General features: G+C 71.2%; 9 protein-coding genes. 5 read left to right on the top strand and 4 right to left on the bottom strand.

Features of this window, described 5'->3' with window-relative positions:
• Window positions 1-28: 28 nt before the first annotated feature.
• On the top strand, window positions 29-2,908 hold the full coding sequence (locus tag ACFY1L_RS28070) for an ATP-binding protein (protein ID WP_388830075.1): 2,880 nt from the start codon (window positions 29-31) through the stop codon (window positions 2,906-2,908).
• Window positions 2,909-3,021: 113 nt separating this feature from the next.
• Window positions 3,022-3,519, top strand: coding sequence for a hypothetical protein (locus tag ACFY1L_RS28065; RefSeq protein ID WP_142149023.1), 498 nt, complete (start codon window positions 3,022-3,024; stop codon window positions 3,517-3,519).
• A 6-nt stretch (window positions 3,520-3,525) separates the two neighbouring features.
• Here ACFY1L_RS28065 and ACFY1L_RS28060 read toward each other — a convergent pair whose 3' ends face one another.
• Window positions 3,526-5,496, bottom strand: coding sequence for an N-acetylmuramoyl-L-alanine amidase (locus ACFY1L_RS28060; protein WP_388830071.1), 1,971 nt, complete (start codon window positions 5,494-5,496; stop codon window positions 3,526-3,528).
• Window positions 5,497-5,762: 266 nt separating this feature from the next.
• A complete protein-coding gene (locus tag ACFY1L_RS28055) occupies window positions 5,763-6,905 on the bottom strand; it encodes an aminoglycoside phosphotransferase family protein (RefSeq protein ID WP_388830068.1) in 1,143 nt (380 codons plus the stop codon).
• A 257-nt stretch (window positions 6,906-7,162) separates the two neighbouring features.
• On the opposite strand from ACFY1L_RS28055, the gene ACFY1L_RS28050 reads away from it, so the two are divergent.
• Entirely contained in the window at window positions 7,163-8,653 is a 1,491-nt protein-coding gene (locus tag ACFY1L_RS28050) for a hypothetical protein (protein WP_388830065.1), read from the top strand.
• Between the two features lie 66 nt (window positions 8,654-8,719).
• Here ACFY1L_RS28050 and ACFY1L_RS28045 read toward each other — a convergent pair whose 3' ends face one another.
• Window positions 8,720-10,150 carry a PP2C family protein-serine/threonine phosphatase gene (locus ACFY1L_RS28045; RefSeq protein ID WP_388830062.1) on the bottom strand — a complete coding sequence of 477 codons (1,431 nt, stop codon included), beginning with the start codon at window positions 10,148-10,150 and terminating at the stop codon, window positions 8,720-8,722.
• A gap of 443 nt (window positions 10,151-10,593) precedes the next feature.
• Between ACFY1L_RS28045 and ACFY1L_RS28040 the strand changes: the two genes are divergently transcribed.
• Window positions 10,594-11,007 carry an SsgA family sporulation/cell division regulator gene (locus ACFY1L_RS28040; RefSeq protein WP_388830059.1) on the top strand — a complete coding sequence of 138 codons (414 nt, stop codon included), beginning with the start codon at window positions 10,594-10,596 and terminating at the stop codon, window positions 11,005-11,007.
• An 18-nt stretch (window positions 11,008-11,025) separates the two neighbouring features.
• Here ACFY1L_RS28040 and ACFY1L_RS28035 read toward each other — a convergent pair whose 3' ends face one another.
• Window positions 11,026-12,123, bottom strand: coding sequence for a chemotaxis protein (locus ACFY1L_RS28035; RefSeq protein ID WP_388830056.1), 1,098 nt, complete (start codon window positions 12,121-12,123; stop codon window positions 11,026-11,028).
• A 152-nt stretch (window positions 12,124-12,275) separates the two neighbouring features.
• Between ACFY1L_RS28035 and ACFY1L_RS28030 the strand changes: the two genes are divergently transcribed.
• Window positions 12,276-13,703: a basic amino acid/polyamine antiporter gene (locus tag ACFY1L_RS28030; RefSeq protein WP_388830053.1), complete on the top strand. Its 1,428-nt coding sequence runs from the start codon at window positions 12,276-12,278 to the stop codon at window positions 13,701-13,703.
• Window positions 13,704-13,710: the final 7 nt, after the last annotated feature.

The raw sequence follows: 13,710 nt of genomic DNA, 5'->3' as shown, positions 1-13,710 counted from the left end.
GACGTGCCACCGCGGCAGGGGGTACGCCATGGGGCAGCGCGTGTGGAGCAGCCGAACCATCTTCGAACGGGAAAGCGAACTCGCCGCCGTCGACGAGGCGTTGGCAGAGCTCACCGGCCTGCGCAGGGACGGCGCCGAGTCTCCCGACCGCCCCCGCGGCGCACTCCTCGCCTTTGCCGGGCGCGCCGGTATCGGCAAGACCACCCTCCTCGCCGAGGTCCGCCGGCGCGCCGCCGCCAGGGGCTGCACCGTACTGTCCGCCCGCGGCGGCGACCAGGAACAGCGCGTCGCCTTCCACGTCGCCCGCCAGCTGCTGCAGCCCCAGTTCGCCGGGTCCGCGGAGACCGATCTGCGTACCTCGCTGGGCAGTTGGTACGACATCGTCGGACCGGCCCTCGGCCTGTGCGCCCCGAGTGGTGGCGCTCCGCCCGATCAACAGGGCCTGCGCGACGGCCTCGACTGGGTGCTCACCCATCTCGCCGCGCTGCGCGCGCCGATGGTGCTCGTCCTCGACGACGCCCACTGGGCCGACGCCGAATCCCTCAGCTGGCTCGCCGCGTTCGCACCCCGCGCCGAACAACTCCCGCTGCTCGTCGTCGTCGCCTACCGGCCCGACGAACTCCCGGACCACGCCGAGTCGTTCAAGGGACTGCCGGGACGTGCGGGCGGGCGTCCCCTCGACCTGGAACCGCTGAGCGCCGCCGCCGTCGGCCGCCTCGTGCGCGAGGCGCTCGGCGCACAGGCCGACGACGCGTTCTGCCGTGAGTGCTGGGCCGTCACCGCCGGAAACCCCTTCGAGACGGTCGAGTTGATCGCCAAGGTGCGCGACCGCGGCGTCACCCCGACCGAGACCGGCGCCCACCTGCTGCGCGACCTCGCCGCCGCCGTCAAGGGCAGCGGCCTCATTGCCCGGCTCGAACGGCTCGGCACCTCGACCGTGCGGTTCGCCTGGGCCTGCGCCGTCCTCGGCACCGAGATCCGCCCCTCCCTCGCCGCCGCCGTCGCCGGGCTCGGCCAGGAGGAGGCCGCCGACGCCGCCGACGCCCTGCGCGGTGCCCGCATCCTCACCGGCGCCGAGACCCTGGAGTTCGTCCACCCGCTGATCGCCACCGCCGTCTACCGGGCCATCCCGCCCGGCGTCAGGGTCGCGCTGCACGGCCAGGCCGCCTGGTGTGTGATCAACGACGGACAGGGCCCCTCCGCGGCCGCCCGCCACATCCTGGAGACCCACCCCGACGGCGACAACTGGGTCGTGCAGCAACTGCGCGCCGCCGCCGAGGAGACCCTCCGCGCCGGCGCACCCGACGCCGCCCGCAGCTACCTCGCCCGCGCCCTGCGCGAACCCCCGCCGTACGAGGACCGCGCCGCCGTCCTGTACGAACTGGGCTCCGCGTCCCTGCTCACCGAACCCGCCACCACCGTCAACCACCTGCGCGCCGCCCTCGAGGAACCCATCGCCCACCCCCGCCTGCGCCAGCACATCGTCTACCGGCTCTCCCAGGTCCTCGCCCACAGCGACCGCCTCGCCGAGGCCTCCGACACCCTGGCCCGCGAGATCCGTGTCACCGACGACGCCCGCGTCAAGCTGCGCATGGTCGCCGAGCAGTTCATGTGGGACGCCTTCCGCGCCGACGAACCCGACCACCCCTCCCGCTCCCGGCGCATGGCCAAACTCGCCGACCGTCTCAGCGGCCGCGACCTCACCGAGCGCTACATCATCGGCCTGCGCACCTGGGACGCGATCCTGCGCGGCGAGCCCTCCCACGTCGCTCTCCACCACGCCGAACGCGCCCTGGCCGGCGGCCTCGGCTGGGCCGAACCCGACCGCGGCTTCGAGGTGCCTGTCCTGGTCGCCCTCGCCTTCATGTACGCCGACCGCCCCGGCCGCACCGAAGAGCTCTTCACGACCGGCATCGCCGACTTCGAACGCCAGGGCTGGCGCGGCGCCCACCTCTCCTTCGCCTACACGCTCCTCGCCTACGTCCGCTACCGGCGCGGCCGCCTCGCGGAGGCGGAGGACTTCGTCCGCGCCGGCCTCAGGCTCGCCGAGCGCGTCGGCCCCGGCACCCCCGCCCACTGGTACGCCGTCGGCATCCTCATCGAGGTGCTGCTCGCCCGCGGCCGGGTCACCGAGGCCGCCGAGACCGGCGACCACTACTCCTTCTGCGCGCCGTTCCCGGCCGCCGTCGTCTTCCCCGACGCCCAGACCGTCCACGGCGAACTGCTGCTCGCCCGCGGCCTGACCAAGGAGGCGGCGGAGGAGCTCGCCGCGGCGGGCCGCCGCCTGGAACCGCGCGGCATGCGCAACCCCGCCTGGTGCCCCTGGCAGCTCCACCTCGCCCGCGCCGAGGCCCACGACACCCCCGAACGCGCCGTCGCCACCGCCCTCGAGGCGGTCGCCCGCGCCCGCCAGTTCGGTGCGCCCTCCGCCGTCGGCCAGGCCCTGCGCGTCGCCGCCGAGGTCTCCTCGGGATCGGCCCGCATCAAGTACCTCGAGGAGTCCGTCGCCCACCTCGAACGCTCCCCGGCCGCCTACGAACTCGCCTGCGCCCTGGTCGCCCTCGGCACGGAGCTCCGGCGTACCGGCCGTGCCAGGGAGGCCGCCGAGTACCTCTACCGGGGGCTGGACGCGGCCGTCCAGTGCTCGGCCGACGGGCTTGTCGAAGCCGCCCGCGACGAACTCGCCGCCGCCGGATTGCGCCCTCGCCGCCTGCACAGCACCGAGACGGACACCTTGACGTCCCGGGAACGTGTCGCGGCGAACATGGCGGCTCAGGGCTGCACCGAGGCAGAGATCGCCAGGGAGCTGAGCATCGACGAACCCGCGGTCGTACGCCTGCTCTCCGCGGTCTACCGAAAGATGGGCACCGAGATCACTGGGCTTACAGTGGCGCTGAAGCCGACCTGAGGGCAGACCTGCCCAGGGGCGCGGGGAACTGCACGATCAGCCCCCAAAACCCGCCCCCGAACGACAACCGCCCCCGGCCCACTGACCGGCGCTGTCCACGTACCATTGGCGACATGTCGTTCCTCCGCCGCCGCAGCGCGACCCCCGCCGGCCCCGACTTCGACGTCCTGGCCATGGACCCGGGCGACTGGCCCGGCAATCTCGGCGCCGGGCTGCTGCCCGCCCCGGACGGCAGCTGCCAGGGCGTCTTCCTGCGGTACGACCTGTTCGGCGGCCGCGGCCCCGCCATGATCATCGGCAACCTCCCCGAGGGCTCGCCGGCCCGCGAGGTCGCCGAGGGCGAGATCCCCTTCGAGGTGGCCCAGCTGCTGCTCGCGCTGGAGAACGAGGAGGAGGTGACCGTCGTCGGCGTCGAGGACATGCCGGTCATGCAGGGCGACAACCTTCTGATCGTGCGCCGCCTCAAGCTCTCCGAGAGCCGCATCTCCTGCGTCCAGTTCGACCGCAGCGACAACGTCCTGGTGACCATCGCCGCCTGGGACCGCCCCATCACCGACGACCTGTACGCCCTGCTGAAGCCGCTCCCGGCGGAGCTTTTCCAGCAGGGCTGATCCCGGCTAGGACACCGACGGCAGCACCTGCACGTCCGCGGCGCGCACGAACGCCACCCGGTGTCCGAACTGGATCTCGTAGTACAGGTCCTTGCCGACCACGACCCGATGCGAGTCGGTGGTGAAGGTGACCGCGTAGTAGTACTCGCCCGGCACCCTGTCACCGACGACGTACTTCTGCCCCTTCGGCAGGGTGTACGGCAGCGGGGACACCGCCTGGGCGGGCACTCCCGTCGGGTAGGCCGTGGCCTCCGGGTAGGCGCGCCCGTACACCGGGACGCTGTCCAGACCGTCCTTGGGCGTCACCACGAAGCCGGACGCGCTCACCGCGGTCGGGTGCTTCTTCGGGTTCTTGAACCAGGCCTTCTGGCCCAAGTACCAGATCGCCGTCCAGTCGCCGTACCGGTCGGCGACCGCGTACTGCTGCCCGGTCGAGACCCGTGAGCCCACGTCGTTGACGTCGATCGTCGAGTCGGCGCCCTTGTGCAGGCCGGCGTCCTTGATCAGGGCGGAGTTCTCGTCGTGGTCGGAGTACAGCCGCACCTCGCTGGAGCCGTGCGCCGCGCAGGGCTCGCCCGCGGTGACGCAGCCCGTGTACTGCGGCTGGTTGGTCGAGTAGTCGGGCCGGATCGTCACCAGCCCGCCGCTCTTGCCGGCGGTCCGCTTGAAGGGGTGGCCGAGCAGCTCGAAGTAGTGCCGCCAGTCCCAGTAGGGGCCGGGGTCGGTGTGCATGCCGGGGATGGTCGAGGTCGTCGGGCCCGGCACGTTGTCGTGGCCCAGGATGTGCTGCCGGTCCAGCGGGATGCCGTACTTGGCGGAGAGGTACTTCACCAGCCGCGCCGAGGACCGGTACATCGCCTCCGTGTACCAGGCGTCCGGGTTCGCCAGGAAGCCCTCGTGCTCGATGCCGACCGACTTGGCGTTGACGTACCAGTTGCCCGCGTGCCAGGCCACGTCCTTCGCCTTGACGTGCTGGGCGATGAGACCGTCCGTCGAGCGGATCGTGTAGTTCCACGACACATAGGTCGGGTCCTGGACCAGCTTCAGTACGCCGTCCCAGGCGCCCTCCGTGTCATGGATGACGATGTACTTGATGCTCTGCGACGCCGGGCGGTCGCCCAGGTCGTGGTTGCCGTAGTCGTTGTCCCCGAACTCCTCGTACGGGGCCGGGATCCACTCGCACGACACCGACTTCGGGCACTCCGTGCCGTCGTCGGAGACGGAGCGCAGACCGGTCTTCTTGATCTGCGCGGTCTCGGGGGCCAGGCCGGGCCGGGCGGCCAGCGCGACCTGCTGACCGGCGTCCGTGGTGCGCTGCTCGCCGGTGCGGATCACGTCGTACACGTCGTTGGCGTACGCCGCCGCCGTTGCCGTGTCGTCCGCGCCCGAGAAGCGGGCCACCGCCCCGTACCAGTCGGCCGGGTCCTCGCTCAGCGGCAGGCCGAGCTGCTTCTGGGCGGCGGCCAGCAGGGCCGCACCGCCCGCCACGTTCGCGGTCTCGTCGCTGCGAAGTCGCTCTGTCGGGATGCCGGTGAGCTGCGCCGCCTTCACCAACGTCTTGAGCCGGGCCGGGAGTTGGGAGTCCTGCGGCACCTTGGTGTCGGGATGCAGGGCCGCGCGGGCGGAGTCGCCGCGGGCGTCCTCCGTGCCCTCGCTGTGGTGGGAGGTCGCGGCGAGCGCGGTGCGGGCGTCGGTGAGGTGCATCGGGCCGTAGCCGCCGGTCACACTCGGCGTGCCGCCGTGTGCGTCCCAGCGGGACTGCAGATACGAGACGCCCAGCAGCACGCTCTGCGGGACGTGGTACGCGGCGGCCGCCGAGGCGAACGCCAGCTGCAGCCGCTCCGTGGCGGGCGGCGCATCGGACGGGGCCATGCCCAGCAGAGGCAGCAGCAGAGCCGCGGAGGCGACGGCGCCGGCGGTTCTGCGGGCTCGTCTGTGGCCGGGTGCGGACGCGGTGTCGGTGGCGGATCCTCGCAATGCAGCCTCCTGGGACGGACGAGCGTGGCGGGGCGTGCAGGGCCGGTCGGTGGGTCTGTGTTACCGGCTGGCCGACGATCCGTCAATCATGCCCAGAGGCAGGGGATTTCCCATGTCAACACGAGCGTGCAGGAGTTTCGCGGCGGCGGTGCACGGGCCTGCGGAGCGTCAGTGGCGTACACCAGTGGCCGTGAGGAAGCAGGTCGGGACATACGAAGGTCCGCGGTGTGCCGCTGTCCCGGGCACACCGCGGACCTTCGTCCCCGTCAGCGAGTGCCGACCGCCGCGCGTACGGCCCGACGGGCCAGCTGGCAGTCGTCGTGCAGCCGCCTCAGCAGCAGCCGCTGTTCCTCGCCGGACGGCGCAGCACCCGGGTGGGCCGCTCCCGGTGCCGCCGGGGTCATCTCGTGCATCGAACGCTGCACGGCCATCTCGTAGGTACGGATCTCACGGGTCAGGACCAGCATCAGGTTCACCAGGAACGCGTCCCGCGAGGCCGGGCCCGCCGACTGCGCGATCTGGCTGATCTGACGGCGGGCCACCGGGGCGTCGCCGAGGACCGACCACAGCGTCGCCAGGTCGTAGCCCGGCAGGTACCAGCCCGCGTGCTCCCAGTCCACCAGCACTGGACCGGCCGGTGAGAGCAGGATGTTCGAGAGCAGTGCGTCGCCGTGGCAGAACTGGCCCATGCCCTGCCGGCCCGCCGAGTGCGCGATGCCGTGCAGCAGCTTCTGCAGGTCGCCCATGTCCCGGTCGGTGAGTAGCCCCAGCTCGTGGTACCGCGAGATGCGGGCCGCGTAGTCGAGCGGCGCGTCGAACGTGCCCGCCGGCGGCCGCCAGGCGTTCAGCCGGCAGATCGCGCCGAGTGCCGCCCTGATGTCCGCCCGCGGCGGGGCCTCCGCCGGGTGGCGCTGCAGTGCCGCCACCCGGCCTGGCATCCGCTCGATGACCAGTGTGCAGTTGTCCGGGTCCGCCGCGATCAGCCTCGGCACCCGCACCGGAGGGCGGTGCCGGACGAACGAGCGGTAGGCCGCTATTTCATGGCGGATCCGCTCGGACCACGCTGGGGAGTGGTCGAGTAAACACTTGGCGACGGCCGTGCTGCGCCCGGTCGTTCCGACCAGGAGCACGGACCGTCCGCTGCGGCGCAGCACCTGCACCGGAGCGAACTCCGGGCAGATCCGGTGCACCGACGCGATGGCCGTACGCAGCTGGGCGCCCTGGGGGCCGGACAAGTCGAGTCTCCCGCTGAGCGGTTGGGTGCCGAGCCCGGCGGGGCGCCGCGTGCGGCCCGCGCCGATCACCGGGGCCGCCGGGCGCGCGGCGGGGTCGAGGTAGGGGCCGCTGCCCGCCGGGCGGGGGTGCAGCGACCGGGGCGGGGCGGACACGGAGGACGATGCTGCGTACATGGGCGAAACAGATCCCTTCGTGTGCCTGCGACGACGGTGCGCTACCCGGCCCGGTCCCTTGGATGCACCCTGGGGAATGCGTCCTCTGTTTCCAGCTCTGTTTCCAGAAGGCGACCGGGTCGGGGTGGCGCGTTCCTACCTGACACCCGATGCCCAGTGGCACACCATCTGGCGCACCCTGGCGAACCCTGGCGAATAGTCGCCCGGCATCTTTCACCGGGCTACTGTCAACTCAGCCGAGAACCTGGGGGCTTGACGTGAGCGGACAACCCAACACCCGTCTCTCGGACCTGTTCGGCCTGGCCGGCTGGTCCAAGGGTGAACTCGCGAGGCTGGTCAACCGGCAGGCGGCGGCCATGGGCCACCCGCAGCTGTCGACCGACACCTCCCGGGTGCGGCGTTGGATCGACATGGGGGAGATCCCCCGCGATCCGGTGCCGCGGGTGCTGGCGGCTCTGTTCACCGAGCGTCTCGGCCGTGTCGTGACCATCGAGGACCTCGGTCTGGTCCGGCACGGGCGTGCGGGGAAACGGCAGGACGCCGGGAGTGTGGAACATCCCGACGGTGTGCCGTGGGCGCCCGAGCGGACGGCTGCGGTCCTCACCGAATTCACGGGAATGGACCTCATGCTCAACCGACGCGGCTTGGTGGGTGCGGGTGTCGCGCTCACCGCAGGATCCGCACTCAGCAGCGCCATGCACGACTGGCTGCACACCGATCCGGCCCTCAGGGCCGACGCTCCCCGACTCGACGATCCCCTGCATGCCGACCCCGCTGGGTTCGACCGCTACGAGGCCGCCCCCATCGGGTCGCAGGAGATCGAGGAACTGGAGCGCTCGGTCGAGGTGTTCCGCGCCTGGGACGCGGCCCGCGGCGGCGGGCTGCAGCGCAAGGCAGTCGTGGGGCAGCTCAACGAGGTGGGCGGTATGCTCGCCTACCGTCACCCCGACCATCTCCAGCGGCGTCTGTGGGGCGTCGCCGCCAACCTCGCCGTCCTCGCGGGCTGGATGTCGCACGACGTCGGCCTGGAGCCCACGGCCCAGAAGTACTTCGTCATCGCCGCCCATGCGGCCCGTGAGGGCGGTGACCGGCCCCGCGCCGGAGAGGCGCTCTCCCGAGCGGCTCGCCAGATGGTGCACCTGGGCCGGCCCGACGACGCACTCGACCTGATGAAGCTCGCCCAGTCCGGCTCCGGCGAAGAGGTGCTGCCGCGCACCCAGGCGATGCTCTACACCATCGAGGCCTGGGCACAGGCCTCGATGGGCAAGGGCCAGGCGATGCGCCGCACCCTCGGCCGGGCGGAGGACCTCTTCGTCTCCGACAAGGGCGACGTGCCACCGCCGAGCTGGATGCAGATGTTCAAGGAGGAGGACCTGTACGGCATGCAGGCCCTGGCCTACCGCACGCTGGCCGAGCACGACCCCGGAGCGGCCGCGCACGCCCAGCACTACGCGGAGAAGGCCCTGGCCCTCAGGATCGACGGGCGCCAGCGGTCGAAGATCTTCGACTTCCTGTCCATGGCCTCGGCCTGCTTCATCGCCGACGACCCCGAACAGGCGGACCGGTACGCACGCCTGGCCCTGATGTCGATGGGATCGAACTCCTCCCACCGCACCTGGGACCGGCTGCGCCAGATGTACCGGCTCACCGCCGAGTACTCCAGCTACCCGAAGATCAACGAGCTGCGGGAGGAGATCAAACTGGCGTTGCCGAGGACGGCGAAGGACGGCAACACCGCACGGGCATAGGGGGTTCGTGCAACTGCCAGTAGTCTCACGCCGCTTTGGCGTTTCACATCACCCGGCCAAGAGGCCTCACATCACCCTGGCCACGAGCACGCACGCGTCGTCCGCGCGCTCGGCCCGGCCGAACTCCTCCACGACCATCCGTACGCAGTCCTGTGCGGTCCGCGCCTCGGCGAAACGCGGGGCCAGGTCGAGGAGCGGGTTCACGGACTCGGTCTCCGTGCTGCCGTGCCTGCGCATCAGCCCGTCGGTGTGCAGCAGGAGGAGGTCGCCCGCCTCGAGGGTCTCGTGGACCTGCTCGTAGGTGGCGCCCGAGGTCGCGCCGAGCAGGACGCCGTCCGGTGCGTGCAGCCTGCGCCCCGTCCCGTCGCGGAACAGCAGCGGGGCGGGGTGTCCGGCCTGCGCCCAGGTCAGGGTGCGGGTCTCGGGCCGGTAGCGGCAGCACACGGCGCTGCCCAGGGCCGGTTGCACGGTGGCGTCGAGTAACTGGTTGAGCAGGGACAGCAGGTGCCCGGGCTCGGTGCCGGCCATCGCCATGCCGCGCACGGCGCCCAGCAGCGTCGCCATGCCCGAGGTGACGACGACGCCGTGTCCGGTGAGGTCGCCGACGTTCAACAGGGTCTGTCCGTCGGGCAGTTCGAGGGCGTCGTACCAGTCGCCGCCGATCAGTGCGCTCGTCGAGGACGGCAGATAGTGCGCCGCCAGGTCCAGCGTCTCGGGTCCTTGGTGCGGGAGCCGCAGGGAGCCACGCCACGGCGGCAGCACGGCCTCCTGCAGCTCGACCGCGAGCCGGTGCTCGGTCTGCGCACGGTGCTGCTGGCGATGCAGCGAGTCACGGGTCTCGCTCACCGCCCTCTGGCTGCGGCGCAGTTCGCTGACGTCCCGCAGCACGGCCCACATGGAGGCGGTGCTGCCGTCGGCGTCGAGCACGGGCTCGCCCATCATGTGCACGGTCCGCACGTCGTCGTCGGGGCGCACGATGCGGAACTCGCCGTCGATGGGCTTGGCGTCCACGAGGCAGTCCGTGACCATCGCCGTCAGCTTCGCGCGGTCCTCGTCCAGCACCACGGACGGCAGTTCGTCGAGGGTGAGCGGGGGAGCGGCGGGGTCACGGCCCAGGATCTGGTAGAGCTCGCCGGACCAACTCGCCTCGTCCGTAAGGAGGTTCCACTCCGCGCTGCCGACCCGGCTGAGCAGCGAGCCGCTGCGCGCGACGGGCGCCGCGGCCCGGGGGCCGGGTGCCGCCTCCGTGGCGGTCACGGGCGCGGGGCCGTCCCGCAGCTGCGCCAAGTGGGCGTCCAGGTCGGTGAGTTGGTGCAGCGCAAGGTCGCACAGCGCGCGCTGCCAGCGCTCCTGCGGGTCCGAGCCGTCGCCGTGCGCGTCCCGCCGTACGGCGTCCACGTCGCCCTTGAGCCGCCGCGCCTGCGATATCAGCGCGTCGACCGAGCCGCGTCCTGGCGGCTGGGCGGCTGGGCGATCCGCAGAGAGATGGGACGGCATGAAGCACTCCGATGCGGGGACGGTTCGACCGGGGCTGACGGCTCGAGGGACCGTTACGACTCTTGCACAGCCCGCGACGCCCTGTAAGGGATTTGGCAACACACGATACGGTGGTGCTTCTGGCATATGCCACAGTCTTCATGGAGCGCCCGTGCGGTGCGAATGGTGTACCTCACCGTGCAGGTCAAGTCGTAGGCCGCGTACGTGATTTGACGGATCGTCGAGGAGCTGCGGCACGCGTTCAGCCGCGTGTTCGACGACTTCTTGTTCTACGGGATCCGGTGGGCGCGGATCAACCCCGTGACGGAGGTGGGCCGTACCCATTGAAGGTGACGCAGGTCACATAAACTCGCAAGCGCTTCCACGTAATGCAAACGGCATCTGCGGGGTCGTAAGAGCACACCGGTAATCCGGCCGACCTCCGACCGCAGTGGAGACCGACCATGGACATCACGCTCGAGCAGCCCGCCCCCGGCCGTCTGATCACGGCCGACGAGCGGGAGCTCCCCGTTCCCGCCACGCTGCGCTACGTCTCCACGGACCCGCTGGCCGTGCACCTCGACTTCCCGCCCGAGGTCTCCCTCGACGGCACCGGCGTCACCTGGGCCTTCGGCCGCGCCCTGCTGGAGGAGGGGCTGCGCGGCCCGGCCGGCAGCGGTGACGTGCACATCTGGCCGTGCGGCGGCAACCGCACGGTCGTGGAGTTCCACTCGCCCTACGGCCTGGCGCTGCTCCAGTTCGACACCGACTGCCTGCGCCGGTTCCTGCTGCGCACGTACGCGGTGGTCGCGGCCGGGCAGGAGGACATCGGTGCGGCCGTCGAAGAGGGGCTGAGCTCGCTGTTCGGCAACGTGTGAGCGTGCTTGACGGCTCGGTCAGTACCGCAGGATGCCGGCGATGCCGTGCGCGTCGCCCAGCATCCCGTCCGGTACGAACCGGACGTCCGCGCCCGTCTCCAGGCACTGCTCGACGATCTCGTCCACGATGTCCTCGCGGGAGTCGAGGTCGCCGCTCTCGGCCGGGATCAAGTGGTCGCCGTGGCTGTCACGCACCGTCACGCGGTAGTTCTCCTCGACGGCGAGCAGGCGTACGCGGCCCTCGCGGGCGCTCTGCCAGACCTCGTCGACGCCGGCCGCGAACGCCTTGCGGCCACGGGCGGATTCGAGCTCCCGGGCCACGGCGTCGGTGCTTCTGCGGGTCTCGGCGGCGACCATCGGCCGTACCGCCTGCCACACGGCGTCGGGAGTGCCGTGCGTGAGGCCGCCGTGCGGCACGTGCACCGCCTCCTTGGTGACGCTGCCGACCTCGTCCAGCACGGACAGCGCCGCCTGCTCGCCGGTGATGTACAGCGGGCGCGGCTGTTCACGCAGGACCATGCCCATCGCGACATCGGCCTCCCGCAGGAAGTGGCGGGTGCCCTCGTCGCGGAAGGTGCTCGGCATGTCGCCGATGCGTTCCTGCCGCTCGGCGTCGAAGTTCTCCAGCCGCCTGGTCAGGGGGAATCCGCCGGTGCGGTCCTCCACGACGCGATCCAGGCCGCCGCTCCAGAGAGTGGCCCGGTCGGGGGAGACCGACAGCACCCAGAACGGCCGTTCGGCGGCGTGCGCGGAGACCAGGTTGCGGGTCAGGAAGGTGTCCGAGAGCACCACACGCTCCGGCACGGTTCGGGCGAGTGACCACACCTGGTGCTCACCCGGGGCGGCGAAGATCACCAGGCCGTCCTCGGCATGCGCCAGATCCACCTCCCTGAGGGCCTGGTCGAGGTGACGGACCACGTCGGAGCGCCGTTCCCGGGTCACCGAGGGATCGGACTCCAGCTGCTTTTTGGCCTCGGCCACCACATTGCGCAGCCGGACCGGATCCTGGGCGTTTTCGGGCTCTCGGCGATGCGTCGGCGTCAGCACGGACACGGCCGGATAGGCACGCGGACGCCGGAGCTCGGACAGGGTTGAGGGACTCAGGTCGTGCTCCATAACAAGCACGATAGGGCCGTTTCGCCGATCGGGCATTAGGGGCAACCGCGCCGGGCATTCGGGATAATTCATTGCTAATCTCGCTCGGGTCGCCGGATGGCGCTCTTCGCATCGCCGATCAACGCCGATGCCTGACCCTCGCGGGACGTCGAATGACGCAGGTCGAGCAGGAAACCGGGGCCCCAGCCACCGCCAAGCTCTCCCTTCCGACGCTCACCACCATGGTGGTCGGCTCGATGGTGGGTGCCGGTGTCTTCTCCCTTCCGAGCCGCTTCGCCCAGGAGACGGGCGTGGCCGGCGCGCTCATCGCGTGGGCCGTCGCCGGTACCGGCATGCTGATGCTGGCCTTCGTCTTCCAGACGCTCGCGGTGCGCAGGCCCGACCTCGACGCCGGTGTGTACGCGTACGCCAAGGCGGGTTTCGGTGAATACCTCGGTTTTTTCTCGGCGTTCGGCTACTGGGCGAGCGCCTGCGTCGGCAACGTGACGTACTGGGTGCTGATCATGTCGACGATCGGCGCGATCGCGCCCGCGCTGGGCGACGGCGACACCGTGCTCGCGGTGGTGCTCTCCTCGGTGGGGCTGTGGCTGTTCTTCCTGCTCATCAGCCGCGGCGTCAAGGAGGCGGCGGCGATCAACCGGATGGTCACGGTCGCCAAGGTCGTGCCGATCCTCGTCTTCGTCGTTCTCGCGCTCTTCTACCTCAAGCCGACCGTCTTCGCGGACAACTTCGGCGGCGCCGACTACGCCGGATCCCTGTTCCAGCAGGTCAAAGGCACGATGCTGGCCACCGTCTTCGTGTTCCTCGGCGTGGAGGGCGCCAGCGTCTACTCCCGGCACGCGGCGCGCCGCGAGGACGTCGGCCGCGCGACCGTCCTGGGCTTCCTGAGCGTCTTCGCCGTCTTCGCGTCGGTCACGATCGTGTCGTACGGCCTGATGCCGATGGCCGAGATCGCCGAACTGCGCCAGCCGTCCATGGCCGGCGTCCTCGAGAGCGCGGTCGGCACCTGGGGCAAGGTCTTCGTCAGCGTCGGCCTGATCGTCTCCGTGCTCGGCGCCTATCTCGCCTGGACGCTGATGGCTGCCGAAGTGCTGTTCGTGGCCGCCAAGGACGACGACATGCCGCGCTTCCTGAAGCGCTCCACGGCGGCCGACGTGCCCGTGCCCGCTCTGGTGATGACCACCCTGCTCAGCCAGATCGTCCTGGTCGTCACGATGTTCTCGGACGACGCGTTCAACTTCGCGCTCGACCTGACCAGTGCGCTGACCCTGATCCCGTTCCTGCTGGCTGCGGGGTTCGCCGTGCGGATCGCCCTGGCCGGAGACCGGTCGGGAAAGGGCGAGTTGGTGGTGGCCGGGCTCGCCACGGTCTACACCGCGTTCCTCATCTACGCGGCCGGGTTCAAGTTCGTCCTCGTCTCCTTCATCATCTACGCCCCCGCCACGGCCCTGTTCGTGATGGCCCGCAGGGAACAGGGCCGACGGCTGTTCTCGCCGCGCGAACTCGTGATCCTCACCGTCTCGGCCGTCGGCGCCGTGACCGGGATCGTCGCCCTGGCGCTGGGCTGGATCAGCCTCTGACCCGCAG

Origin of the sequence: Streptomyces sp. NPDC001663, from assembly GCF_042893105.1 — a bacterium.
Lineage (GTDB): Bacteria > Actinomycetota > Actinomycetes > Streptomycetales > Streptomycetaceae > Streptomyces.
This window is presented reverse-complemented; position numbering and strand designations above follow the sequence as displayed.

Coding starts and splice junctions, on each gene's coding strand:
- ACFY1L_RS28035 (WP_388830056.1), bottom strand. CDS start 12,123: ATGGAGCACGACCTGAGTCCCTCAACCCTGTCCGAGCTCCGGCGTCCG.
- ACFY1L_RS28065 (WP_142149023.1), top strand. CDS start 3,022: ATGTCGTTCCTCCGCCGCCGCAGCGCGACCCCCGCCGGCCCCGACTTC.
- ACFY1L_RS28070 (WP_388830075.1), top strand. CDS start 29: ATGGGGCAGCGCGTGTGGAGCAGCCGAACCATCTTCGAACGGGAAAGC.
- ACFY1L_RS28030 (WP_388830053.1), top strand. CDS start 12,276: ATGACGCAGGTCGAGCAGGAAACCGGGGCCCCAGCCACCGCCAAGCTC.
- ACFY1L_RS28055 (WP_388830068.1), bottom strand. CDS start 6,905: ATGTACGCAGCATCGTCCTCCGTGTCCGCCCCGCCCCGGTCGCTGCAC.
- ACFY1L_RS28045 (WP_388830062.1), bottom strand. CDS start 10,150: ATGCCGTCCCATCTCTCTGCGGATCGCCCAGCCGCCCAGCCGCCAGGA.
- ACFY1L_RS28040 (WP_388830059.1), top strand. CDS start 10,594: ATGGACATCACGCTCGAGCAGCCCGCCCCCGGCCGTCTGATCACGGCC.